This is a genomic window from Paraburkholderia sp. GW821-FHT02A12 (genome assembly GCF_059422005.1).
In genome coordinates, this window is the sequence record NZ_JBWKWA010000002.1 from 1502604 (window position 1) to 1524888 (window position 22285).

Below are 22285 nucleotides of genomic sequence, written 5' to 3' on the forward strand. Positions count from 1 at the left end.
TCATGTTATGCCTGATCCAATGATTAGGGAATTGCTGTCAATAAGATCGGCCCGTATATTTTTTCGAAACGCGCGGCAAGACCTGGCGTCATTCACTGAACCTTACTTACGGACTTCAAAGGATTACGAAATGAAATTGACTCAATTCAAGGTTTTGACTTTCGACGTCGTCGGCACGCTGATCGACTTTGAAAGCGGCGTGCTCGCTTCGGTGCGCCGGCTCGGCGGCGACGCAGCAAAGGACCTGACCGACGATCAGATCTTCCAGCCGTACATGCGCGGCCGTGAAAAGCATCCGGGCCGTTCGAGCAAGGAGATGGCGAACGTTTATCTGTCGCTGGCAAAAGAGCTGGGTCTGCCGGACGACGCGCAAACCGCCGCAGCGTTCCAGCGCGACGTGCTCGACTGGCCCGCATTCAGCGATTCAGTCGATGCGCTCAAACGTCTGCGCAAACACTTTCGCCTCGTCGCCATGACGAATGCGGATCGCGTAGCGCTTTCGTCTTACGCCTACACGCTCGGCGATCCGTTCGACGACACGGTGACGTGCGATGAAACCGGCGTCGCCAAGCCCGATCCGCAATTCTTTGCGTACAACCGTGGACGGCAGGCTGCGTTCGGCTACAAGTTCGGCGAGATTCTGCATACGGCGCAGAGCCAGTATCACGATATCGGCGTGGCGACCGCGCTGGGCTATTCGACGTGCTGGATCGAACGCCGGCAAGGCCTGAAGGGTTTCGGCGCGACGCCGACGCCGTCCGAAGTCACGACGCCGACGTTCAGGTTCGCGACGATGGCGGCGCTGGCCGACGCGGTCGAGGCCGAAGCGCGGAGCGCTTGAGTACAGCTTGAGTACCCGATGGCGCCGGCGCTCGGGGGACGAGCGCCGGTTTCGTCAGCGCTGAGCGGCGACCGCCGAGCGAGCGCAACGCGTACTACGATATTCTGGAGCGCCCTCAAAAGGCGTTGGACGTCACGAGCCTGGCTCGTATGGTTTCTCGACGCGCTCTATCTAAAACATCGCCATGCAACGCGTTCTAATAATCAGCGGAATACTCCTCGTCGCCGCAGGTCTCGGCTGGCGGTGGCTATCCCGGCTCCCGCTCGGGCGTCTGCCCGGCGACGTCAACATCGTACGGCCGGGGTTCAGCTTCCATTTCCCGATCGTGACGTGCATCGTCATTTCGGTCGTTTTGTCGATCCTGATCTGGCTGTTCAGGCGATGAGCCCAAGACGCCCGGTCACAAGAAAACGGCCGCAGCCGCGCGAATTGACGCAAGCGATCTGCGGCCGTTTTAGCTAGCCGACTAACTAGTGGGAAGGTATCAGCCCGTCGCCGCGCCCGTTCCACCCGCCTCTGCCTCCTTCCTCTCGAGGCGCAGATAGATATCGGCCGCGACCAGCCCGAACACGATGTGGCCGATGAAGCTCACCCACCCGCGGGCCTCCGCGAACCACGGGAAAAACGCGGTCATGCCGTAGAAATTGACCAGGTACACGGCCACGCCGAACAGCCCGCCGGCGAGCGACGCCATTCCGACGCTCGAATCGAGGCTGAACGGCGCCATGATCACCGCGAGAATGACGGCGAAAACGATCGCTAGCACGAAGTGGACGATCAGCGCCATCAGCATGATGCCGACGGCGAACGTCGCAGGCTGTGCCAGCGCGTCGCGGCCAAGGACGATCGCCGCGATCATCCGTGGCGGCCCCCATGGGCTCTGCCCGATCGCCCACATCGCGAGGAGCTCGAGCACGAGGAACACCGCGCCTGCCACGCAGCCGCCGATCACCGCTGCGCGCCAGTCCGGCATGCGGCGCGCAAAATGGTGCGAATGCATGTGAAGTTCCATGATGATCTCCTTGAGCGCGGCAGATTCGCACCGCTCTCCCTAGCCATTCTAGGAAAATCTGCAAAAAACGTGCGGCGGCGCCCCGGATCGCCAGCCGGCCGGGGCCGCGCTGTCACTGCACATGCGCGCAGGCGATTGAGCGTGGCCGGGTCGACCACCTTGTCAGCGGACAGGTCAAGGTCGACTTCGCGCATTTCAAAGTCGAATTTGGCGACGCTCAGGGTCAGCGCCGCTGCATCTGGCTGATCTCGGTGGCCCTTGGACACAGCCGGCATCTTTCGGGACGCTTCGTCGAGCATCAGGATCTGCAATTTGCGCTTGGACAACCCTATCGTGTCGCCGGAAGCGGGGGGACTATCCCCGCCGCCCCAACATCGCTGCCGCCGGTGTTGGCTGAGCACCGACACGTCTTGCGTCTGTGCGACGACGAAGGTGGGTAGAGAGAGCCTCGCTGTCGGATGGCATGGTCCATGCATGGCGGTTGGTGAGCGCCGTGTCAAAGGCCCTCATCGACCATCTCCAGGAGAGCATCATGACCACACTTGTTATCAAAGATCTGGCCCGCGTGGACGGGCTCGATAAATCGGCGATGCGCCGTCTCGCTGGCGGCAATCTGATCGGGCCACACGTCGACCTTATTCCGCCAGAGTTGCAGCGTTTTCTGCCGTTTGACCTGCCATGGCAATTAAAGCCGATGGATCCGAGGAACTTCTGAGACCGTGTGCGCGGTCACTGGCTGGCGCTGGCGGTCTTCCCAGATCGACCGTTACAGAGGAACGTCCTGAATCAAGACGGACTGCACGGCGCGGATCCTGCGATCGACGAAGTATCCACCGCCTTCGGTATAACGCAGATAGAGACGGCGGCACTGCGAACATTCCCAGACACCACAGCGGTTATAGGGGAAATAGCGCGGCGCGATGGGTGCATCGGCAGACCAATAACTCGTTTTGCCGGGCAGGAACTCGCCGAACGTGGGTTCGGCTTCGTCATTCGACACGAGCGTGCCGATCTCCTGAAACTGTGTTTCGTCTAGAGAAAGCGGTTGGGATTGCCAGCCGTCCAGCGAAGTTCGCGTACAGCTGCATGGTGCACTGGCGACACTTTCAGCACGCCTCGCGAGTTCGATGAGGGCTGACGCGTCTAGATGTTCCGGCATGACGTACCGATTATGTTCAGGGGTTGAGTGGATGACGCCGACGCGACGCAGAATAACAGGCAGTCGCCTGCGCGTCAGCCATTCATCATCCGGTCGCGGTGCGGAATCACCCATGAACGATCGAAACAACCGTCGACGATCGAACTCAGCGCCGCGGCTTCCTTGGCAGCCTGGCGCCGCGCGCCTTCGATCACCGTTTCCACGTCGCTGAGTGGGATCGCGAGCAAACCGTCCTCATCGCCGACGATTACGTCACCAGGATGGACGACCATTCCGCCGACGGTGACCGGCACGTTGATCTCTCCCGGGCCGTTCTTGTAGGGGCCGCGATGCGTGACGGCGCGCGCGTACACAGGAAAATCGCGTCTCCGTATCGCGCCGACGTCGCGGATCGCGCCGTCGATCACCAGACCCTGCACGCCCAGGCTCTCCGCATAGCTGGCCATGATGTCGCCCATCAGCGCTTGCGTGAGTTCGCCGGCGCCGTCGATCACCAGAACATCTCCCGGCCGGCAAAAGTCGAATGCGCGATGAATCGCCAGATTGTCGCCGGCCCGCGTGCGCACCGTGACTGCGGTTCCGGCCATCGGTTTCGGCTGATGGAAGGGACGCAAGCCGACCATGCCGCTCGAGCGGGCCATGTTGTCGCTCAACAGGGAGACCGCCAGTTCGCGCAAAGCATCGAGCGTCGCGCTGCTCGCTTGCGGCGCGGACTCGTATTCGCGCCATCCGATCGGGTTCATGTGGTTGCACCTTCCGCTGAAAATTGCAGTTCCAGTTGACGCGACAAGCGCCCATACACAGCGCGGGCGTTGTCTTCATAGATACGCTGCCGGTCGGCGGGACTCAGCCACTCGATGGCATCGATATAGCGCCGCGTGTCGTCGTAGTAGTGCCCGGTTTCGGGATCGATGCCCTGGACCGCGCCGATGGTCTCCGAAGCAAACAGGATGTTTTCGACCGGTATGACCTTGGCAAGCAGTTCGGCGCCCGGCTGGTGATACACGCAGGTGTCGAAGAACACGTTCTTCAGCAGGTACTCGTTGAGCCGCGGCCGTTTCATGTCCTGCGCAAGCCCGCGATAGCGTCCCCAGTGATACGGCACCGCGCCGCCGCCATGCGGGATGATGAAGCGCAGCGTCGGGAAGTCGGCGAACAGGTCGGCGCTCAACAGTTGCATGAACGCGGACGTGTCGCCGTTGATGTAGTGCGCGCCTGTCGCGTGAAAATTTGGATTGCACGACGATGAGACGTGGATCATCGCCGGCACGTCGAGTTCCACCATCGCTTCGTAGAGCGGATACCACGAGCGGTCGGTGAGCGGCGGTCCCGCCCAATGACCGCCGGACGGATCGGGGTTCAGATTGCAGCCGATAAAATCCAACTCTTCCACGCAGCGCCGCAACTCGGCGATGCAGTTGGCGGCCGGCACGCCCGGCGCTTGCGGCAGCTGGCAGACGGCGGCGAAGTTGCGCGGGAAGAGGGTGCACACGCGATGCACGAGGTCATTGCATTCGCTCGACCAGTAGGCGTTGGCGTCGGCGGTGGCGAGGTGATGGCCCATGCCGGCCGCGCGCGGCGAAAAAATCGTCAGGTCGGTGCCGCGCTCGCGCTGGATTCGAAGCTGGCCGGTTTCGATGCTCGCGCGAATCTCGTCGTCGCTGATGGCCGGCCGCGGTGGCGGGGACACGCCGTCTTGCAGGGCGGCGACCTGCTTCGCGCGCCAGGCCTCGTGCTGCGGCGGCGAGGTCGTGTAGTGACCGTGGCAATCGATGATCATGCTGGGATATCCGTTCGTGGTCTGTCGGCGTGGTGTGTTGGTACTGCGATTGAATTCAGGTTCGCGCTGCGGGGTCGGCGGCCGCCAGCGACGCTGTTTCGTCCTCGGCCGGCGTGACGCGCATGACAAGCGCGATGATCGTCGCGACCACCAGAAAAGCCGCGATCGTCAGCAGCGCCAGCTTGAAGTTGCCCGTCGCATTGCGCACGAGTCCGATGCTCCATGGTCCGACCAGTCCGCCGAACTGCGCGACGGTATTGATGAGCGCGATGGTTGCGGCGCCCGCCGCGCCGGTTCTGAACGACGACGCGAGGCTCCAGAACAGCGGGTTGCCGGCATAGATGAAAAGACCGGTCAGGCACAGCAGCAGGTAAGCGATGACCGGGCTCGGCGCGTAGGCGCTGCCTGCTATCGCCAGTGCGCTCATGCCGTACACGAACGCGAGATGTTTCTTGCGGTCGCCGGTGCGGTCGGAACTGCGGCTGATCACGAACGTTCCCAACACGCCCAGCAGCGGCGGCGCGGCCGATAGAAAGCCGACTTCGAGGTTGCTCAGGTGGCCGAGGCTTTTGACGATCTGCGGCAGCCACAGGAACAGGCCATAGATGCCGACCAGCGCGCAACCGAACAGACACGCAAGGCTCCACACACGGATGTCGTTCGCCACGCGCAGCAGCGAGAAATGAGCGTGTTCGCCCAGCGTTTTGCGCTCGGCTTCGAGGGTCGATTCGAGCCAGCGTTTCTCGTCATCGGCGAGCCAGTTTGCATCGGCGGGGCGCTCGGTCATGATGCGCAGGGTGAGCAGGCCTAGCAGCATCGCCGGCACGCCTTCGAGGATGAACATCCACTGCCATCCGTGCAAACCGAGCATGCCGTTGGCGTAGGTCATTAGCGCCGTCGAGATCGGGCCGCCGAGCACGGCCGAAAACGAACCGGCGATGATGTAGCCGCCCACCGCGCGGGCCCGATAGCGCACCGGAAACCACTTGGTCAGGTAGACCGCCACGCCAGGCAGGAAACCGGCTTCCATCACGCCGAGCAGGAAGCGCAAAACGTAGAAGCTCGAATCGTTGAAGACGAAGGCGGTTGCCGCCGCCACCGCGCCCCAGGTGAGCAGGATGCGGGCGATCCAGCGGCGCGCGCCGACGCGATGCAGCAGCAGGTTGCTCGGCACTTCCAGCAACATGTAGCCGACGAAAAAGATGCTGCCGGCGAAACCGAACACGGCCGGACTGAAACCCAGTTGCCGGTTCATGTCGAGCGCTGCGAAGCCGATATTGATCCGGTCCAGATAGTTGAAGAACATCATGGCGAAAAGCAGAGGCATGAGCCGCCCGTACACTTTTCGCATGGTCGCCGCTTCGTTGAAATGGGTCATGCTGTCTCCTCCGTGGCGGCGACGGCCGTGGCCGTTGCCGCGTTCTTATCGTTTGGCTGCCGGAGCGCCGGAGCGCCGAAGCGCCGAAGCGCCGAAGCGCCGAAGCGCCGGGCCGCCGGGTCGTTGCCGCCAGTTCCTCAGACCGTGCAGGCCGCGCTTTCGGGCCGTTCGCAATTGGCTATGGCGTCGGGCTAAAGCGTGACGCCAATGATAAGAACGTGTGGACGCTCAGTCCAAGACAGCTTGCTTATTCTTGTATATATTTTTTCTTATAGTGTGGCGCCGGCAAGCGGCTCGGGGAGACAGGCAAGGAAGGCGTGCAGATGGGAGGAGGTGTCGTCGGTGCGAAAGGTGGCGGCTAGCGTTGTGCGTTGCGACGAGCCGGGGCCCTCGATGTGGCGGAACACCACGTCGGCGCGTCCATGCCTTGCAACCGATTCGCCCACGAATGTCACGCCCAATCCTGCTGCAACCAGTGCAATAGCGGTCTGGATTTCATAGGCCTGATGCGCGATGAACGGTGTGATCCCTGCATCGCGATAGAGCGACTGGACGGAATGCTTGAATTGCGCGTTCTGATGTTTCGGGTAGAGGATCAACGGCGTATCGGCGAGATCGGCAATACGCACTTTTTTTCGTCCCGCAAGAGGATGGTCCGGCGCGAGTGCGGCCATCACGCGCTCGCGCAGAATCGGATAGGAAGTACAGCCCGCGACCGGAAGCGGTTGCCGCCCGATACCGACGTGGATGCGCATGTCGCGCAGCGCGTCGGTCTGTTCTTCGGTCAGCATTTCGAAGAGCTTGAGTTCGACCTGCGGGTAAGCGTGATGGAACGCTTTGAGCGCGGGCGGCAGGATGCTGTACATCGCGGATCGCGTGAAGCCGATGCTCAGCCACCCGCGCCGGCCGATGCTGATTTCCTGCGCGCCGAGTGTCGCCTGCTCCCAGGCGTCGAGTATTTGACGCGCCTCTGTGCAGAGATAGTGCCCGGCTTCCGTCAAGTGAAGCGGGCGCCTTGTCCGGTCCACGAGCTGTGTTCCGAGCCGCTCTTCCAGCAAGCGGATCTGCTGGCTCAGAGCTGGCTGCGCGATATGCAGGCGCTCGGCTGCACGACTGAAATTGAGCTCTTCTGCAAGAATCACGAAGCACTGTAGAGCCCTGAGATTCATTTTTTACATTCCTGGCTGATTAATAGATATTCGACACGCTGGGTGATTCGCAGCGAGCCGTCTCCTTGGCGTAAGAGTACATTGTCTTCGCCTGCGTTCTTGATGCAGACACGCAGGCGCACGACAGTTTGCAGCATGTTTGAAGCAGGACCCGATGGTTCATAAACTGACATTCCGCCCCGGCCGACTCATGAACGGAGCATGTATGCAAGACGACGTAAAACGGATCGCGCTGGTTAGCGGCGCGAACAAGGGCATCGGGTACGACATCGCCCGCTCGCTGGCGCAAGCGGGGCTGCGCGTGCTGCTCGGCGCGCGGCACGCCAGCCTCGGCGAAGTGGCCGCGGCGCGGTTGCGCGACGCGGGGCTCGGGGTGCAGTTCGTCGAACTCGTCGATCTGACGAATGCGGCAACCGTGCAGGCCATGGCGAATCGCATCGGGAGCGAATTCAAGCATAGGCTACTGACGCCGCGCCGGGCATTCCCGCTACGTTCGCGCTACGATATGGAGCCCGGCACGCGGACCCACGGATTCGCCACGCCGTTCCACCAGGAGACGAGCTGATGCGTGAACTACGATGGGTATCGGAAGAGGGCGACGGCGTCGAGCATCTGGCGTTCGACGCCCGCGACGACGGTGTTGCGGTCGAAAGCGCCGTGGTCGGGCAGCGCTACGGCAAGGCCTACGGCCTGCACTACAAGGTGCGCTGCGATTTGCAGTGGCGCACCACGTATGCGTGGCTGAAGATCGTCGGCGGCGGTGAGCTGGAATTGCACGGCGACGGCGCGGGCCATTGGCGCGACGGCCACGGCCTCGTGCTGAGCTCGATCGAGGGATGTATCGACATCGATATAGCGGCGACGCCGTTCACCAACACGCTGCCGATCCGCCGCTTGCAGCTGGCTGTCGGCGAGCGTCAGCCGATTTCCGTGGCGTACATTTCGACGCCTGATTTGCAGGTCACGCGTGTCGAGCAGGCGTATTCGTGCATCGAGCTGAACCGCGAGTATCGCTACGAGGGCATCTTCCGCAATTTCACGGCGAATATGAAGGTCGATGAAGACGGCCTGGTGATCGACTACCCGACGCTGTTCACACGCTTGCCGCGTGCACGTTGACGGAGCTGTCCGGGCCGCCGTTGAAATGCGGCCGGGAGACGCCGACGGCGTCGAGCAGGTCGGCGAGCGGAATGCCTTCCTTCGCCATGGTCGCGCCGGCTTGCAGCGCTTCAGCTGCGTGCCGACGCGAGATGATCGTCCGGTACGGTCGCGTCGCCCGCGCCCAGGGTTCGCTGCATCAAGGTGGTGTCGAGCCACCGGCCGTGCTTGAAGCCGACCGCTTTCAACGTGCCGATCAGCTCGAAGCCCAGTTGCCGATGCAGCGAGAGGGAGCCGCCGCTGCCTTCGTCGGCGATCACGGCGACCATCTGGCGCCACGGTCCGGTTTCGCATCGTTCGATCAGCGCCTGCAACAACACGCGTCCCAGACCTCGGCCGCGATATGCGTCGCCGACGTAGATCGAATCTTCGATCGTGTTGCGATATGCGGCGCGCGGGCGGTAGGGCGTCGCGTAGCAATAGCCGGCGACTTCGCCGCCGATCTCGGCCACCATGTACGGCAGGCCGTGACTGCGGACCGACGCGAGCCGCATGCGCAGATCGTCGACGGAAGGCGGCGTTTCTTCGAACGAGGCGACGCCGGTCAGCACGTGGTGCGCGTAGATCGCCTGAATCGCGGGCAGATCGGCTTCGGTGACGTCGCGGATCAGCGGCGCGGTGGGTGGGGTGTGGACCGGATCGGTTGAAGAAGGTGCGTGGCGGGCGGTACTCATACTTGTTCCTGTTGTAGCCGGTGTCTCTGCGGATACGTTTCACTATGCCCGCAACGCGCGCGGATTTGAAGCGAGTCAAAAATCGCCTCGATGAATGGGGCGTATCGAATAGGCGGTGCCAAAAGGCGGTATCGATAGGCTGTACCGAAAGGCCGCCCGTATAGGCCGTAACAGCGTACGCCGTAACAGCGCGTGCATGCGTGCGTGCGCGGCGCGATGAATGCGAGCGATTGAAGAACACGGCTATCCGGCTTTGCCGGGCTCTTCAATCGGTGAAGCCCACGCATGCAACATGCATGCGTGGCGCCGATCAGTTGTGCGAGTACCGATCCGGCTGCGTCACATGCCCGCGATGATGCCGATGATGCTTTGCCTTGTACTTCGGCTTGGCCTTGGAAGGAGCGTGTTCGGCGGGCTGCGGCTGTTGCGCCTGCGCGCCCGGCGCGGGTGCCGGATGCGTATTGCCTGAGGGCAGCGTGTTTTGGCCTTCGCCGAAACGATAGGTCTGCGAGGTTTGCGCGTACGCGGTTGCGGACAGCGCGAGGGCGGCAACCGCCAGGCAAATCGAAAGCTTCATGAATCCTCCTTCTGAACGAGCCGGTGAGGATACCGCAATGTGGCCCACGGTGGGTTTGTCGCCGTTGTACGTCGACAAGGTGCTGGAGTTGATCAATACGATCGACCGCCACGGCGTGACGTTCTTCATGGTCGAGCACAACGCCGGCCTCGCCGTCGAAGCTTCAGGGCTCGAACTGGTTGAGCTCGCCTTGCAGTTCGCGGTTGCGGGCGACGCGTTCGTCAAGCGTCGGTCCGAGCCGTTCGACGATCGCGGTGATCAGCAGATTGAACAGGCACGTGAGGGGCGCGAGCGAGTCCCAGAACTGGCCGACGTCGGTTTTGACCTGCAGAAGATCGCCGGCGAAATCCCGCGCCCACGGGCAATAGATATCGGTAACGAGCGCAAAGGGCAGGCCGCGCCGCGTGGCGGCCTCGCAATAGCGGCGGGCGATCATCGAGTAGGCGCGCGTGTCGGTGACGATCAGGTACGGCGACGCGAACCCGGAGTTCAGCGAATCGACGTAGGAGCCCGACATGCCGTCGGAATAGAACACCCGCGGGCGGATATATTCGAGGTAGCTGTAGAACGCGTTGCTGATGCCGCGCGTCGATTGAATGCCGAGAATGTAGACGGCATCCGCGTTCGAAATACGTTCGGCGACATGGGCGAACACCGGCGATTGCGCGAGTTGGTAGACGTGCTGGATCGCGGCGATTTCGAGTTCGAGCGAGCGGGCGAGGGCCGGGTTGAGGGCGGCGGCGCCGCCGGCTTGCGCGGCGGCGACGTGTTCGTCAGACGCGTCGGATGTGCCTGACGCACGGCGAAACGCGTCGAGCCGGTCCGTGATCATCCACGGGCGTTCCTGCGTGCCGCGCAGTTCGCGCTTCAGATCGTCGAGATTGCGGTAGCCGACGCTGCGTAAAAAACGGCCGACAGAAATGCCGCTGGTGCCGGCCTGCTGCGCGATCTGATCGGCGGTTTCGAGGCCCAGCCGGTCGAGATTCGCGAGCAGATAGCTGGCGATCCGCTTGGCTGTGGGAGTGAGTTCGGCGAAGCGGGCTTCGACGGTTTGGGCGAAGGCGGTCGGCATGGCGGCGCGTTGTCTTTGATGAGTTGCTTGTCGTTCGCCAGAATGATGACATGTAAACAGGGCCGCCAAACAAGGGCCGCCGTGAAATGAAGCCGGGCGACGTTTGCCGCCGCGTCATCGCCGCCGTTACGCTTCGATCACTTGCATGTGATACAGGCCCCACGGGCATAGCACGAAGCGATCTTTGAGCGGCCTGGCCGCCAGCTCGGGGATATGGTCGGCGTCATAGACTGCCCATAGCGGCCCCACGCCGCCAAGCGGCATCGGCTTGGCGTCCATATGCGTCGCCACGATGAAGCGATAGGCGCGTATTTTGTCGAGCGTCGTCATGACGGCGTAGCCGTCGATTGCGCGCAGCAGTATCTGCGTCTCTCCTGCGCCCGGCGCGCCGACGTATTCGAGCACGTCGCCGAGCAACGGGCCACTCAACGTATGCTGCCGGGCATCGTATTCGGTGGTGGGCTTGATCGTCACGGCGGGCAGGCTCGCAATCGACTGAAAGTCGAGCGCATACGCCTGCGGAAATTTGACTTGCTGCTTCGCGAGCAACTGGTCGAACGCCGGATCCAGTGCGCCGCGATTACTGCGCTTGATCGCGCCGGTGATCGTCAGAAGCACGGGTGATGCGGCACAGGATTCGTTCCGGCCATGCTTCCGGCCGAACGCAGGTGTGGCGGATGCACCAAGTACAGCAGCGCTGGCCAGGAATTGGCGCTTGTCCATTTACGGTGACTCCCTTTGTCGTACGGGTGCGAACGTGGTGGTTGAAACCGTCGCACCCGTATTGTCGGGGAATTACCGCCTCGTGTGTCGCATGGCCCTCTTCGTCCGCTTCGCCCGCTTCCTTTGCCGGGCGTTTCAGCCTGCTCCGACAGCTCGCATCATGGACAAACGCACCGCAATGCGCCTGCGGATCGTGCTAGATTGCACGTACGACGCCTACCACGGAGCCTCTCATATGGATACCCGTTCAATTCTGGGCATGATGCACGCCGAGGAGGCCTTACTGGTCGCCATCTTACGGGCGATGCCGCAGGACATGAGGCGCAAGGTCGCCAATGATTTCCACGAGCAGGTCGAGTTCGCCGAGACGTCGCACCTGGACCCGAAAAACGATCGCGAAACGAGCGACGCGTTCAAGGCTCATCTCCGACGATTGTCGATCATGCTTGCTTCGCTGTCTTAGCGAAAATTCGACGAATCCGCGGTGCTGCATACGGTGTGCCGCCGGCACGTCACGACGTGACGGTGGTGGCCGCAGCGTGAACGGCTCTCGGGGGCGGCGCCTTCCGCGCCTTCCTTATGGCTTCGCTGCCGGCAGCGCGTCAGCGCCGGCCTGGGCAACCTGCGCGTCCTGGTCGGAGCGCATGCCCGACACGCCGATGGCGCCGACTACGGCGCCGTCGCGAATCAGCGGAATGCCACCATCCAGCGGCACCAGATTGTTCATCCCGAGCAGGCGCAGATGGAGTCCCCCCTGTGCGAGCGCGTCTTCGAAAACGCGCGTGGGACGCCGGAACAGCACGGCTGTTTCGGCCTTCTGTCTTGCGACGTCGATACTGCCGAGTTGCGCTCCATCGAGCCGCTGCTGAAGGATCAGGTGCCCGCCGCTGTCCACGACGGCGATCACCATGGGCCAGCCGTGACGCGTTGCTTCCTCTTCGGCCGCCGCCACGATCTGGCGCGCATCGGCCAGATTGAACCGGTTGCTGTAGCTCATGGGCATTTCGTTGCCGTTTCGTTGAGTCATTCGTCGCCTCCTGCGAATCTGATCGGGTGTCGCTGTCGAGATGGCTAGAATGTACGGCGGCGGCGTGGCCGCGCATAGCCGCGCGAGCCGTCAGACATTCTTCCAGGAAACGAGAGAATGATGCGCATGAACAAAGACGACTATGAAGTGCTGCTGGCTATCCTCGACGAAGGGAGTCTGACCGCGGCGGCGCGATCGCTGGGGCGGACGCTGCAGTCAGTGAGCCGCGCCATTGCGGCGCTCGAGCGCGATCTGAACACGACCTTGTTCCACCGAACGACGCGCCGTGTGCAGCCGACCGCGGCATGTTTGAAGTTCGCCACGCGGCTGCGGCCCGCACTCGGAGAAATCGAAGCCGCACGTGATGAACTCGCCGAGCATGCGACCCAGTTGCGCGGCGGTATTCGCGTCGGCGCACCGACGGCTTTCGGCGCTGAATTCGTTGCGCCGCTTGTCGCGCAGTTTTTGGCGATCCACGAAAACGTCAGGGTAGAGCTCGTGCTTGCCGAGCAGCATCTCGATCTCGCCAAAGCCAACATCGATCTCGTGGTTCGCCTCGGTCATCTGCCGGATTCGAATCTGCGAGCGCGGCAAGTGGGTACCTTGCGGCGTGTCGTCTTCGGTTCGCCGGCGTATTTCGTTTCGCGCGGCTACCCGGCCCATCCGTCCGAGCTTGCCGCGCACGACTGCGTCGTGCGCCAGCACGCTCTACGCGAAACCTGGAGATTCAACCGGGCAGGCGGTGCAGTCGAGGTCACGGGGCGCTTCCGGTCGACGAGCGCGCTAGCCTGCAATTCAGCGGCCGCGGCCGGAGCAGGGATCGGCCGGGCACCGATTTTCCAGGTACAAAAACTGCTCGACGATGGTCAGGTGGTAACGGTGCTCGACTCGTTCGAGCCCGAGCCCGTACCCGTGCATCTGTTGTGGGCGGAGGGCCGTCCGGTTCCGCGTCGCGTACGCGCGCTGATTGATTTTCTGGCTGCGCGCCTTGTCCCGGGAATCGGCGCGAGCGTTACCTGATTGCACGTGTACGGCAGCCGGCGCTTCGCAGGTCGTTACCGCGCCGGCTTACACCGGCTTACTGCGTGGCGGGCCGGTTCGGCGACTGCGGCGGAGGCGGAGGCAATGACGGATCGGGTTTGGCCGACTCCTTGACCAGTGCGTCCGTCATCGCCGCCGCGACCGGGTTCGAGCCGCGGCGATGCGGATCGTCACGAACGGGTTGGTTCGGTGGTGGCGGCAGTGCCGGATCGAGTTTGGCCGACTCCTTGACCAGTTGGTCCGTTATCGCCGATGCGACCGGATTCGAGCCGTGGCGATACAGACCGTCACGGCCGCGCTCGCTTCGCGGTGCGGAACTTGCTTTCGAACTGAAGGACTGCTGGGCATTCGCTGATTCGAGCGTCGGCGTTGGCGTTGGCGTCGGCGCCGGTGCCGGTGCCGGTGCCGTTGCCGGCTTTGGCGTTGGCTGTTGACGCGACGCGGTTGACGGTTTCTGTTCTGTTGCAACGATTCTGGCCGCCGGAGCAGGTTCAGGCGCCGCCTTCGCGACCGGAGATGGCTGCGGCCGCGGTGCCGCGACGATGCTGTTTGTGCCTTTGGCGGGCGGCGTTCCGCTAACCACACTTCCCGCGGTGACGTGATCGCTGCCAAATCGGGAATCGACCCCCTGGATGATTGGGGGGCTGTTCATCCCGGCCTCGGCTTCCGCCGTTGCTTTGTCACTTTTTGGGAACAGTAAATAAGAGGCGAATCCCAACTCAACCAGGAGCACCCCGGTTATCAATACCTTGCCTGTATTCGTCATATCTAACTAGCGGGTCGTTGAAGCGATTCGATTGACTCATGATAATCGAATGCTCGCGAAACGCGTCAGAGGGGGCTAGCAACATGCGATCACGTGCGCTGCCGTCAGCGCACGTTGAAGGACGGCAGGAACGCTTATTTGCACAGCAGAAGCAGGCGTTCCTGGTCCGTGCAGGAGGGGCGTGGTTTCGGCGCGGCTTGCGTCGTCGCCGTGCTGATCGCCGCGCTTTTGTTCGCGAGACATGCGCGCAGATGTTTCTCGACCGGCCCGTAGTATTTCCATCCGCGCACGAGGGGCGGCAACTCGATTTTCACCTGCTTCCACTTGGGATGCCCGTGCTCCTGCAGATTGTCGAAGTTGGCGCACAACGAATCGGCGAAGCGGCTCAGCTTGCCGACGGTATCGCGCAGGCCGTAGTCGTAGGTGACGAGAAACGCCTTGACGGTGAGCGTGGGCACGTCTTCTTTCAGCCAGTTCGGATAGCTGCTCGCGCGGATCGTCGCGGGGAAATACGTCTGCTTCGCGCGGGCGGTTTCAGGCGCGGCGGGATCGACCTTGAGAAGACGGATCTGTTGCAGCAGGTCGGGGTTCATGTCGTTGAACAGCTTTGCCGGCTGCCCGACGACGATGATCGCGACGTCCACCTTCCTCGCGATCAAGGCGGCCAGCGCATCTTCGTTGCTCAGATGCTGAACGTTCTGTTCCGGGATCGCCTGGCCGAACATCAGGTGATACAAGGTGGTTGCCGATTGAGCGGTGCCGCTGCCGATCAGACCGACACTGATGGATTTGTCCTTGATGTCGGCGAAGGTTTTCAATGGCGAGTCCGTGCGCACCACGACGTTAATTTCTTCGTCGTACAGCGGCATGATGAGCCGCAACGGGCGGATCGCCGTGCCCGCGTCGGCGTTGCCCGCGTTGGCCATATCGATATAGGCCTGGTACACGTCGGATTGCACCAGCGCGAGTTTCACGCCCGGCTCGAAGCGCATGCGCTGCACGTTTTCAGCCGAGCCCTTCGAAGCCATCACTTCGAGGTCGATGCCGGCAGGTCCCGCCACCCATTTCGACAGGTCCTGGCCGATCTGGATATAGGTGCCTCGTTCCGGACCGGTGACGATCTTGTAGTGCGTGGGCTCGGCGACGGCAAACGAAGACATGACCATCAGCACCAGCCATCCCGCCAGAAATCTCTTCAGCATGGTCTATCTACCTATCGGTCAGGTTTGAACAGGCTCGCGCGTCGGCGCGCGCGAAGCGTCGGTGAGCCGGTTTGCCATGTCATGTTCCACGCATTTCGCGTGCAATGTCCGTCTGTTGCCGCTCAGTGGCCACGCGATTGATCGAGAAATTACGGTCGTCTGATTGGCCGATTGGCGGTCGAATAGTGGTCACTTAATGGTCGTGAATACGGCTGAACAATTCGTTATCCAGATGATTTTCTACCGTGCCGGCGCTGTCGCCAATGTACTGCTGTTCGCCGGCATACCCTTTGGCAACGGCACTTGCAACTGGGCTTGCGACGGTTGCGTCTGCGGCTGTGCCTGCTGTCTGGCTTGCGCCGGGCCGCTTGCCGCGGCGTGCGAGTTGAGCGGCGCCCAACCGGTTTCGCGAATCGCACGCTCGAGGAGGGTCTTCGCGGTGGCGTTGCCGATGTCGATCGTGAGTGCGTCGTTTGCGTGTTGACGCACGCAGGTCCACGACTGCTGCGCGGCGCACACTTGCGCCGTCTGCAACGCGGTATCGCGGCGCGCGGTCAATGGCTTCAGTTCGCCCAGCAGATTCTGCGCGTCGGCGTTGTCCGGTTGCAGCGTTTGCGCCGCGCTTAGCGCTGCTTCCGCTGCGGTCAGATCGTTGGCGCGGAAGGCCGCGCGCGCCGCTTGCACGGCTTGCGCGGCATTGCGGAACTGCGGCGTTGCCAGAGGTTTTACAGCGACGGCGGAGGCTGGCGCAACCGGCGGAGCCGCAGTTACCGGATTCGCCGGCTTGATCGGCCTGGCCTGGCTAACCTGATTGGGCTGATTGGGCTGATTGAGCTGATTGAGCTGATTGAGCTGATTGGGCTGATTGGGCTGATTGGGCTGATTGGGCGACGGCGCAGGTTTGTACAGCGCGATTATTCCAGTCGCCGTCCTCGCGTCCCGATGGGTGTCGGCGCTCTGGTCGGCGTTGCTGTTCTGCCATTCGTGGTTGTCGCTGAATAGTGCATAGCCGACATACGTTAGTCCGATTGCGACGATCGACGCGCTCCCCATCAGCATCATCCGCACTGAAGCTCCGTGCCTGCCGCTCCAGTGCGGCGGATTGGCGAGCGGCGCAATGGGTGCATCGGGCGACGTGAGGATACGGGCATGCATCGCGGCCTCGACCCGATCGGCCTCGCTAATGTCGGCGTCGTGGCCGGTGTCGGCCGGCGGCGTCGATTCGAGGCTGCTCTTTGGCGTCGATTTGTTCATCGCGCCGGCGCGGCTGCTGGGAATCTCGACGCGCTTGTGCGGGTCCCCTTCGAGCGGATGTATCGCGCCGCAATATGGGCAGTAATCGACCTGCCGGTACAGCGCACCGCCACAGCGTTTGCAAGGCGTCGGAAAACTATGGCCGATTAGTGTCTGGGTGGACATGCTGTGGACCCACCTGTGGGAAACAATGCCGGTACGGCATGCTCCAGATCGTGCTGAGGCCGGAGCAATGTCGGCGTAAATCACGATCCACATGCGCTGAAGAACGTTGGGCCGCAAATCCTTGTTATGCGGTGCCGCTGCTTTAAATTGCTGCTTTAAATATGTGGCGTTTCCGTGAGAACGTCAATCGACGTTCTCACCTACCTTTTGTGCGTAGGCGCACATTTTGTCGGTATGCCGAAACACTGTGAAACACCGCATATGTCGGCAGAACGAATGGGCCGCGCGTTTTTTTCACAGCGACGGTGCAGCTGCAGCGTGATGGTGCGGCGGCACGATTGGTAGGACGAAAGCGTGATGATCACAGCATGACGATCAAACAGAACGAGGTCGAAGCAGGCAGCGTCCGACCTCGTGATTCAGGCGCGCAGCGGCGCAGCCCGATAGGGGATCACTGCTGGCGCAGAGGATGATCCTTCAGGAGCCACGCGAGTGCGAAGGCGAGCAGGACCACGCATGCCGCCGACAGATAGACCGTGTGCAACGCGCCGGCAAACGCTTGCAGATAATCGTCGCGCAGTGCTTGCGGCAGTTGGTGGATCGCGGTGGGCCCAAGCGCGTGCGGCAATTCGGTGTCGGGAGGAATCAGCGTTTCGAGGCGCGCGGCGAGACCATTCGAGAACACCGCGCCGAAGCCGGCCACGCCGACCGAGCCGCCGATCGAGCGGAACAGCGTCGCGCCCGACGTGGCCACGCCAATGTGCCTGAACTCGACGGTATTCTGCACGGCGAGAATCAGCACTTGCATCACCATGCCGAGTCCGCAGCCGAGAATGCCCATGTCGATATACATCACATGGATCGGCGTGGCGAGTTGCAGGCGGGCGAGCAGCAGCATCGCGACCGCCACGAGGAGCGTGCCCGCAATCGGAAACATGCGGTACTTGCCGATCTTGCTGATCATGCGGCCCGTCACCATCGACATCACGAACAGACCGCCCATCATCGGCAGCATCTGCATGCCTGCTTGCGACGGCGTCGAACCTTTGACCACCTGCAGATACAGCGGCAGGAACGTCACCGCGCCGAACATCGACACGCCGACGATAAAGCCGATCAGGCTGCTCAGCAAAAACGTGCGTTGCCTGAAGAGTTCAAGCGGCATGATCGGTTCGACGGCGGTCCGCTCTTCGTGGATGAAGCCCCAGATCGCCACCAGTGCCATGCACAGCGTGAACCACAATTGCGGCGACGACCACGGCAGGATCGTGCCGCCCTGGCTCGTGAACAGGATGATGCAGGTCAGCGCGCCGGCGAGAAAGGCGGCGCCCATGTAATCGATGGTGTGCTTCACATGGCGGACCTGCGGTTTGAAGACCGCGCCGATCACCACCAGCGAGATCACCCCGAGCGGCAGGTTGATGTAGAAAATCCAGCGCCACGTCAGGTGCTCGACAAGGAAGCCGCCGAGCAGCGGCCCGACCACCGTCGCCAGACCGAACACGCCGCCGAACACGCCTTGATAGCGGCCGCGTTCGGCCGGCGGAATCACGTCGGCGATGGCGGCCATGGTGACCACCAGCAGCCCGCCGCCGCCGAGTCCTTGCAGCGCGCGCAGCACGATCAGCTGGGTCATGTCCTGCGCGATGCCGCATAACGCGGAGCCGATCAGAAACAGCACGATGGCGGTTTGCAGCACGATCTTGCGGCCGAACAGATCGCCGAATTTGCCGTACAGCGGCACGACGATCGTCGAGCTGAGCAGGTACGCGGTCACCACCCAGGACAGATTGTTGAGGTCGCCCAACTCGCCGACGATGGTCGGCAGCGCGGTCGAGACGATGGTCTGATCGAGCGCGGCGAGCAGCATGACGAGCAGCAGCGCCGGAAACAGCAGACGGATCGGCGGGTGACCGCTATCGTGCGCCAGCTCGGCGGGTTGAGTCGTTGTAGATTGATCCATGGCACCACGGCGTTGAAATTAATTAATTCGGAGATTAATATATGCGACATCCCTTTAGTCGTCAAATCGAAAGTAATGACCAGTAATGCGTCCGATGAGCATGGCTTGAACAGCGCGCCGGCCCGGCGGCCGGGGAGGCCGTCAGGCTCCGCGCGCGGTTCGGAGCAGCGCAGCCGTCTGCTGGATGCCGCGCTGGCGCTGTTCGCGCGGCAGGGCATCGTCGACACCACGCTCGGGGCGATTGCTCGCGAGGCGGGTTTCACGCCGGCGATGGTGCATTACTACTTCAAGACGCGCGATCAACTGCTTGACGTGCTGATCGACGAGCGTTTTGTCCCGCTGCGCGCGTCTCTGAGCGGCCCGTTCCAGGAAAATCCCGACGATCCGGTGGCGGCCATCACGCAACTCGCGCAGCGGTTCGTGCAGGTCGCGGCCGACTATCCGTGGTTCCCGTCGCTGTGGGTACGCGAAGTGATCAGCGATGGCGGCTTGCTGCGCCAGCGCATGCACGAACGCTTCGGCGACGCTCAGCAGAAGGCGGCGTTGTCGTGTATCGCGCGCTGGCAAAAGGAAGGGCGTCTGAATGCGGAGCTGGAGCCGTCACTGGTGTTTGTCAGCTTGCTCGGGCTGACGATTCTGCCGTTGGCCACCTCGAAGCTGTGGCGTGACGATCCGGTGCGCCGCAATATCGGCGGCGAGGAGATCGCGCGGCATGCGGTGGCGCTGCTGACACACGGCGTCGGACCGCAGCGGTAGCCGGTTGCGCTCAGCGTGGCTTGTGCGCGCCGCGATTCTTTTTCCACACTTCGTAAGCCGCTTTTGTCGCGTCGTTCGGCGGGTACGTGCCGGGCAGCGCTGCGCCCGTGCGGATACGGCCGGTGAGAAATTCTTCGAGTTGCTCCTGTTCGGCGGCAGCTTGCGCGACTTCGGCGGCCATCTCGCGCGGGATCACGACCACGCCGTCCGCGTCGCCGACGATCACATCGCCGGGAAACACGGCTACGCCGCCGCAACCGATCGGCACATTGATATCGACCGCATGGTGGCGAATCAGATTCGGCGGCGCGCTCGCGCCCGCGCAGAACACCGGGATGCCGAGCGCGACGATCGTTGTGCTGTCGCGCACCGGGCCGTCGGACACCATGCCGGCCACGCCGCGGACCTGCAAACGCTGCGTCAGTATCGAGCCGAACGACGCGCTGCCGCGCTCGCCGCGGCAATCCTGCACGAGCACATGGCCGGCCGGAATCGTCTCGACGCATTTGCGCTGCGCGTACTCGGGATTGGCAAACAGGTCGAGCACGTCGATGTCTTCGCGCGACGGGATATTGCGCAACGTGAATGCCGGTCCGACCAGATTTGCGCCGCTGTGCGGGGCGAGCGACGCGACGCCTTGCATGAAGGTATTGCGCAAGCCGCGCTTGAATAGTTGGGTGGTCAGCGTGGCGGTGCTGACATGGCGGAGCGCTTCGAGCGTGGCGGAGTCGAGATCGGACATGGTGTCGGGCGGCCTCAGGTGTGGGAGCGAAAAGACGGCGATCAGCGGGTAATCACATGGCGTGCTGCAGCGCTCGGTTGAACGCAACCGATGCGGTCTCGCGGACACGATGATAGCGCCGCCGCCGCGGGTGGCGCGACAGGCTTTCTATAGACGATAAACGAGCCGCCGCGGCGTGACACCGGCGAGGCACGCCGAGGCACGCAATGTGCTGCCTAACGAGTGGATGTGCAGATTGGATGTGCACGCCGCGCAGGAATGGCCGCACTGAGCGCCACACAGAGCGTCGTCCTGCGGGCGTCGCAAGAGAACACTGGATGTCGGAACAGAAGCCGCGCGGGCCGCTACGCATCATCCCGTGCAAGCGGGTTTGCGCGGCCGCGTCGGCGAATCGGGTGTCGGCATCGGCCGGTCATTGCCTTCCATTGCAATGATGCCGAGGGCCGTTTTTTTCATCGACGTGCAATTTTGGCGCGTTAGTGTGCGCAGCGTGTTGCGCTCGGGCCATGTTTTACAATCGCGAGCCTGTGTGCAACTCGCCGTGTGAAAGCGAGTCGGAATCATGAACAGCAATACCAATACCGTAGCCGCCGGGTTCGGCGGTAAACCGCAACAACAGCAGGAACCGCAACAACAGCAGGGCGATACGCTGGCCGCGTCTGACGGCCTAACCGGTTTTATAGAGCAACAACGGAAAATGAACGGAGCATTGAGACTCGATCAGGCCACGATCGTGCTCGTCGAAGACGACCCGGATAGCCGGGAATCGCTGACTTTGTTACTCGAAGCGGAAGGAGCGCATGTCGTCGCGGTGGCGGATGCGGAAGAGGGCGTCGAGGCAGCGCTGCGCCTGTTGCCCGATGCCGTGGTGTGCGACCTCGAATTGCCGGCCATGGACGGCTTCTATCTGATCCAGCGGCTGCGCGATCACGAGATTCGCGGCGATCACGCGCCCTCGGTAGCAGTGGCGCTGACGGGCCACACCGACGACGCTTACCGGCTGCGCAGCATCGGCGAAGGTTTCCAGCATTTCATGACCAAACCGGCGTTGCCGGAAGACCTGGTGACGTTGCTGCACGACGCGATCGACGCCCGCGCCGCGGGCTGATCAGTCTGGCGGCCGATTTCGGGCCCGATCTCAGGCCCGATTCCAGGCCGCTTCGAGTCCGACACCAAACGGTTTCCAGCGCCTTGACGCTGGAAACCGCGACGGCCAGATGGCTAATACCCGCTCTTATTTAGCGGCGGCTACCGGCGTTGCCAAACCAGCCGCAGAGGCTGCGGCTTCCGCAGCCTGACAGGCGGAACACAATCCCTTCAATTCGATTTCATCGCTTGCAAGGCGGTAGCCCGCGTCTTCGATTTGCGCGACGAGCGCCTGGCGCAGCTTCGGCTGATGCAGTTCGGTGACGTTGCCGCATTGCTGGCAGACCACCAGAATGCCGTGCTGGCATTGGGTCAGATCGTGGCAGACGGTGAACGCGTTGATCGATTCGATCCGATGCACGAGCCCCGCCGACAGCAGAAAGTCGAGCGCCCGATAAACCGTGGGCGGCGCCGAGCCGGGATGAATCTGCCGCATGTCGTCGAGCAGCGAATAAGCTTTGGTGGCGCGCCCGGAATTCAGCAGCAATTCCAGCACCTTGCGGCGGATCGGCGTGAGCTTCTCGCCGCGCTCGCGGCAATATTCTTCGGCCAGCATGAGGGCGGCTTCCGGCGAAGCGCCGTGCGTGTGCCCTGGCCCATGAGGACGAGCGGCGGTGGCGGGTGTGGCTTTGTCGGCGGTTGCGGCGGGCTTGGCGGTCTTCATGCGTCGATTATAAAGG

26 protein-coding genes and 2 pseudogenes are annotated in these 22285 nt (G+C 62.8%); 10 read left to right on the plus strand and 18 right to left on the minus strand.

The genetic code is table 11. The features are described from left to right. Positions 1-130 precede the first annotated feature (130 nt). Both AC07WT_RS28180 and AC07WT_RS28185 read left to right on the plus strand, forming a co-directional pair. Entirely contained in the window at positions 131-841 is a 711-nt protein-coding gene (locus AC07WT_RS28180) for an HAD-IA family hydrolase (protein WP_492592312.1), read from the plus strand. Between the two features lie 184 nt (positions 842-1025). Beyond that, positions 1026-1226 (plus strand): DUF2905 domain-containing protein, encoded by a 201-nt coding sequence (locus AC07WT_RS28185; RefSeq protein ID WP_492592311.1) that lies wholly within the window; start codon positions 1026-1028, stop codon positions 1224-1226. A 99-nt stretch (positions 1227-1325) separates the two neighbouring features. Here the strand turns inward: AC07WT_RS28185 and AC07WT_RS28190 are convergent, their stop codons facing one another. After that, a complete protein-coding gene (locus AC07WT_RS28190) occupies positions 1326-1853 on the minus strand; it encodes a hypothetical protein (RefSeq protein ID WP_494949463.1) in 528 nt (175 codons plus the stop codon). 170 nt (positions 1854-2023) lie between these two features. Between AC07WT_RS28190 and AC07WT_RS28195 the strand changes: the two are divergent. Together AC07WT_RS28195 and AC07WT_RS28200 are read left to right on the plus strand one after the other, a co-directional pair. Continuing rightward, positions 2024-2173: pseudogene (locus tag AC07WT_RS28195) on the plus strand (IS21 family transposase); the annotation flags it as partial. A gap of 212 nt (positions 2174-2385) precedes the next feature. Further along, positions 2386-2568 (plus strand): hypothetical protein, encoded by a 183-nt coding sequence (locus tag AC07WT_RS28200; protein WP_492592309.1) that lies wholly within the window; start codon positions 2386-2388, stop codon positions 2566-2568. A gap of 51 nt (positions 2569-2619) precedes the next feature. On the opposite strand, the gene AC07WT_RS28205 is transcribed toward AC07WT_RS28200, so the two are convergent. The 5 genes from AC07WT_RS28205 to AC07WT_RS28225 form a co-directional block, all read right to left on the minus strand. Next, a complete protein-coding gene (locus tag AC07WT_RS28205; protein ID WP_494951063.1) occupies positions 2620-3012 on the minus strand; it encodes a hypothetical protein in 393 nt (130 codons plus the stop codon). A 74-nt stretch (positions 3013-3086) separates the two neighbouring features. Continuing rightward, entirely contained in the window at positions 3087-3755 is a 669-nt protein-coding gene (locus tag AC07WT_RS28210) for an RraA family protein (protein ID WP_494949464.1), read from the minus strand. Beyond that, positions 3752-4792, minus strand: a complete 1041-nt coding sequence (locus tag AC07WT_RS28215) for an amidohydrolase family protein (RefSeq protein ID WP_494949465.1) — start codon at positions 4790-4792, stop codon at positions 3752-3754. The genes AC07WT_RS28210 and AC07WT_RS28215 overlap by 4 nt, the downstream gene beginning before the upstream one ends. Before the next feature lie 55 nt (positions 4793-4847). Further along, complete coding sequence (locus AC07WT_RS28220; RefSeq protein ID WP_494949466.1) at positions 4848-6170, minus strand: MFS transporter; 1323 nt, start codon at positions 6168-6170, stop codon at positions 4848-4850. Positions 6171-6439: 269 nt separating this feature from the next. Next, complete coding sequence (locus tag AC07WT_RS28225) at positions 6440-7339, minus strand: LysR family transcriptional regulator (RefSeq protein WP_492592305.1); 900 nt, start codon at positions 7337-7339, stop codon at positions 6440-6442. 205 nt (positions 7340-7544) lie between these two features. Between AC07WT_RS28225 and AC07WT_RS28230 the strand changes: the two genes are divergently transcribed. Together AC07WT_RS28230 and AC07WT_RS28235 are read left to right on the plus strand one after the other, a co-directional pair. Next, positions 7545-7904: an SDR family NAD(P)-dependent oxidoreductase gene (locus tag AC07WT_RS28230; RefSeq protein WP_494949467.1), complete on the plus strand. Its 360-nt coding sequence runs from the start codon at positions 7545-7547 to the stop codon at positions 7902-7904. Next, on the plus strand, positions 7904-8458 hold the full coding sequence (locus AC07WT_RS28235) for a putative glycolipid-binding domain-containing protein (RefSeq protein ID WP_494949468.1): 555 nt from the start codon (positions 7904-7906) through the stop codon (positions 8456-8458). The genes AC07WT_RS28230 and AC07WT_RS28235 overlap by 1 nt, the downstream gene beginning before the upstream one ends. 19 nt (positions 8459-8477) lie before the next feature. Here AC07WT_RS28235 and AC07WT_RS28240 read toward each other — a convergent pair. From AC07WT_RS28240 to AC07WT_RS28260, 5 genes and pseudogenes are all read right to left on the minus strand, one after another. Further along, positions 8478-8567 (minus strand): annotated as a pseudogene (locus AC07WT_RS28240) (MerR family transcriptional regulator); the annotation flags it as partial. Between the two features lies 1 nt (position 8568). Beyond that, positions 8569-9171 (minus strand): GNAT family N-acetyltransferase, encoded by a 603-nt coding sequence (locus tag AC07WT_RS28245; protein WP_494949469.1) that lies wholly within the window; start codon positions 9169-9171, stop codon positions 8569-8571. A gap of 310 nt (positions 9172-9481) precedes the next feature. Then, positions 9482-9748, minus strand: a complete 267-nt coding sequence (locus tag AC07WT_RS28250) for a hypothetical protein (protein ID WP_492592302.1) — start codon at positions 9746-9748, stop codon at positions 9482-9484. A gap of 163 nt (positions 9749-9911) precedes the next feature. Beyond that, positions 9912-10820, minus strand: a complete 909-nt coding sequence (gene sapR / locus AC07WT_RS28255; protein ID WP_494949470.1) for a sap1 transcriptional regulator SapR — start codon at positions 10818-10820, stop codon at positions 9912-9914. Between the two features lie 126 nt (positions 10821-10946). Then, positions 10947-11543, minus strand: coding sequence for a putative pterin-binding protein (locus AC07WT_RS28260; RefSeq protein ID WP_494949471.1), 597 nt, complete (start codon positions 11541-11543; stop codon positions 10947-10949). A gap of 91 nt (positions 11544-11634) precedes the next feature. Here AC07WT_RS28260 and AC07WT_RS28265 point away from each other — a divergent pair, with 91 nt between their 5' ends. Beyond that, positions 11635-12006, plus strand: coding sequence for a hypothetical protein (locus AC07WT_RS28265; protein ID WP_494949472.1), 372 nt, complete (start codon positions 11635-11637; stop codon positions 12004-12006). 114 nt (positions 12007-12120) lie between these two features. Here the strand turns inward: AC07WT_RS28265 and AC07WT_RS28270 are convergent, their stop codons facing one another. After that, a complete protein-coding gene (locus AC07WT_RS28270; RefSeq protein WP_494949473.1) occupies positions 12121-12570 on the minus strand; it encodes a GlcG/HbpS family heme-binding protein in 450 nt (149 codons plus the stop codon). 117 nt (positions 12571-12687) lie between these two features. Between AC07WT_RS28270 and AC07WT_RS28275 the strand changes: the two genes are divergently transcribed. Further along, positions 12688-13590: a LysR family transcriptional regulator gene (locus tag AC07WT_RS28275; protein WP_494949474.1), complete on the plus strand. Its 903-nt coding sequence runs from the start codon at positions 12688-12690 to the stop codon at positions 13588-13590. A gap of 58 nt (positions 13591-13648) precedes the next feature. On the opposite strand, the gene AC07WT_RS28280 is transcribed toward AC07WT_RS28275, so the two are convergent. From AC07WT_RS28280 to AC07WT_RS28295, 4 genes are all read right to left on the minus strand, one after another. Beyond that, the gene (locus tag AC07WT_RS28280) at positions 13649-14377 is read right to left on the minus strand and encodes a hypothetical protein (protein WP_494949475.1); all 729 of its coding nucleotides are present in this window, start codon (positions 14375-14377) and stop codon (positions 13649-13651) included. Positions 14378-14511: 134 nt separating this feature from the next. Continuing rightward, positions 14512-15579 carry a TAXI family TRAP transporter solute-binding subunit gene (locus AC07WT_RS28285; protein WP_494949476.1) on the minus strand — a complete coding sequence of 356 codons (1068 nt, stop codon included), beginning with the start codon at positions 15577-15579 and terminating at the stop codon, positions 14512-14514. Positions 15580-15819: 240 nt separating this feature from the next. Continuing rightward, positions 15820-16998, minus strand: coding sequence for a hypothetical protein (locus AC07WT_RS28290; RefSeq protein WP_494949477.1), 1179 nt, complete (start codon positions 16996-16998; stop codon positions 15820-15822). A gap of 451 nt (positions 16999-17449) precedes the next feature. Beyond that, positions 17450-18961 (minus strand): MDR family MFS transporter, encoded by a 1512-nt coding sequence (locus tag AC07WT_RS28295; protein ID WP_494949478.1) that lies wholly within the window; start codon positions 18959-18961, stop codon positions 17450-17452. Positions 18962-19036: 75 nt separating this feature from the next. Here AC07WT_RS28295 and AC07WT_RS28300 point away from each other — a divergent pair, with 75 nt between their 5' ends. After that, on the plus strand, positions 19037-19717 hold the full coding sequence (locus AC07WT_RS28300; RefSeq protein WP_492592390.1) for a TetR/AcrR family transcriptional regulator: 681 nt from the start codon (positions 19037-19039) through the stop codon (positions 19715-19717). A 10-nt stretch (positions 19718-19727) separates the two neighbouring features. Here AC07WT_RS28300 and AC07WT_RS28305 read toward each other — a convergent pair whose 3' ends face one another. After that, complete coding sequence (locus AC07WT_RS28305) at positions 19728-20459, minus strand: ribonuclease activity regulator RraA (protein ID WP_494949479.1); 732 nt, start codon at positions 20457-20459, stop codon at positions 19728-19730. A 562-nt stretch (positions 20460-21021) separates the two neighbouring features. Here AC07WT_RS28305 and AC07WT_RS28310 point away from each other — a divergent pair. Then, positions 21022-21567 (plus strand): response regulator, encoded by a 546-nt coding sequence (locus AC07WT_RS28310; RefSeq protein ID WP_494949480.1) that lies wholly within the window; start codon positions 21022-21024, stop codon positions 21565-21567. Positions 21568-21693: 126 nt separating this feature from the next. On the opposite strand, the gene AC07WT_RS28315 is transcribed toward AC07WT_RS28310, so the two are convergent. Then, positions 21694-22269, minus strand: coding sequence for a Fur family transcriptional regulator (locus AC07WT_RS28315; protein ID WP_494949481.1), 576 nt, complete (start codon positions 22267-22269; stop codon positions 21694-21696). Positions 22270-22285 lie beyond the last annotated feature (16 nt).

Bases quoted from the DNA above. Each gene is read 5' to 3' on its own strand.
- AC07WT_RS28250 (WP_492592302.1), bottom strand. From the start codon at position 9,748: ATGAAGCTTTCGATTTGCCTGGCGGTTGCCGCCCTCGCGCTGTCCGCA.
- AC07WT_RS28215 (WP_494949465.1), bottom strand. From the start codon at position 4,792: ATGATCATCGATTGCCACGGTCACTACACGACCTCGCCGCCGCAGCAC.
- AC07WT_RS28200 (WP_492592309.1), top strand. From the start codon at position 2,386: ATGACCACACTTGTTATCAAAGATCTGGCCCGCGTGGACGGGCTCGAT.
- AC07WT_RS28210 (WP_494949464.1), bottom strand. From the start codon at position 3,755: ATGAACCCGATCGGATGGCGCGAATACGAGTCCGCGCCGCAAGCGAGC.
- AC07WT_RS28230 (WP_494949467.1), top strand. From the start codon at position 7,545: ATGCAAGACGACGTAAAACGGATCGCGCTGGTTAGCGGCGCGAACAAG.
- AC07WT_RS28190 (WP_494949463.1), bottom strand. From the start codon at position 1,853: ATGGAACTTCACATGCATTCGCACCATTTTGCGCGCCGCATGCCGGAC.
- AC07WT_RS28285 (WP_494949476.1), bottom strand. From the start codon at position 15,579: ATGCTGAAGAGATTTCTGGCGGGATGGCTGGTGCTGATGGTCATGTCT.
- AC07WT_RS28180 (WP_492592312.1), top strand. From the start codon at position 131: ATGAAATTGACTCAATTCAAGGTTTTGACTTTCGACGTCGTCGGCACG.
- AC07WT_RS28245 (WP_494949469.1), bottom strand. From the start codon at position 9,171: ATGAGTACCGCCCGCCACGCACCTTCTTCAACCGATCCGGTCCACACC.
- AC07WT_RS28295 (WP_494949478.1), bottom strand. From the start codon at position 18,961: ATGGATCAATCTACAACGACTCAACCCGCCGAGCTGGCGCACGATAGC.
- AC07WT_RS28280 (WP_494949475.1), bottom strand. From the start codon at position 14,377: ATGACGAATACAGGCAAGGTATTGATAACCGGGGTGCTCCTGGTTGAG.
- AC07WT_RS28275 (WP_494949474.1), top strand. From the start codon at position 12,688: ATGATGCGCATGAACAAAGACGACTATGAAGTGCTGCTGGCTATCCTC.
- AC07WT_RS28185 (WP_492592311.1), top strand. From the start codon at position 1,026: ATGCAACGCGTTCTAATAATCAGCGGAATACTCCTCGTCGCCGCAGGT.
- AC07WT_RS28205 (WP_494951063.1), bottom strand. From the start codon at position 3,012: ATGCCGGAACATCTAGACGCGTCAGCCCTCATCGAACTCGCGAGGCGT.
- AC07WT_RS28305 (WP_494949479.1), bottom strand. From the start codon at position 20,459: ATGTCCGATCTCGACTCCGCCACGCTCGAAGCGCTCCGCCATGTCAGC.
- AC07WT_RS28300 (WP_492592390.1), top strand. From the start codon at position 19,037: ATGACCAGTAATGCGTCCGATGAGCATGGCTTGAACAGCGCGCCGGCC.
- AC07WT_RS28220 (WP_494949466.1), bottom strand. From the start codon at position 6,170: ATGACCCATTTCAACGAAGCGGCGACCATGCGAAAAGTGTACGGGCGG.
- AC07WT_RS28265 (WP_494949472.1), top strand. From the start codon at position 11,635: ATGGCCCTCTTCGTCCGCTTCGCCCGCTTCCTTTGCCGGGCGTTTCAG.
- AC07WT_RS28235 (WP_494949468.1), top strand. From the start codon at position 7,904: ATGCGTGAACTACGATGGGTATCGGAAGAGGGCGACGGCGTCGAGCAT.
- AC07WT_RS28290 (WP_494949477.1), bottom strand. From the start codon at position 16,998: ATGTCCACCCAGACACTAATCGGCCATAGTTTTCCGACGCCTTGCAAA.
- sapR (WP_494949470.1), bottom strand. From the start codon at position 10,820: ATGCCGACCGCCTTCGCCCAAACCGTCGAAGCCCGCTTCGCCGAACTC.
- AC07WT_RS28225 (WP_492592305.1), bottom strand. From the start codon at position 7,339: ATGAATCTCAGGGCTCTACAGTGCTTCGTGATTCTTGCAGAAGAGCTC.
- AC07WT_RS28260 (WP_494949471.1), bottom strand. From the start codon at position 11,543: ATGGACAAGCGCCAATTCCTGGCCAGCGCTGCTGTACTTGGTGCATCC.
- AC07WT_RS28310 (WP_494949480.1), top strand. From the start codon at position 21,022: ATGAACAGCAATACCAATACCGTAGCCGCCGGGTTCGGCGGTAAACCG.
- AC07WT_RS28270 (WP_494949473.1), bottom strand. From the start codon at position 12,570: ATGACTCAACGAAACGGCAACGAAATGCCCATGAGCTACAGCAACCGG.
- AC07WT_RS28315 (WP_494949481.1), bottom strand. From the start codon at position 22,269: ATGAAGACCGCCAAGCCCGCCGCAACCGCCGACAAAGCCACACCCGCC.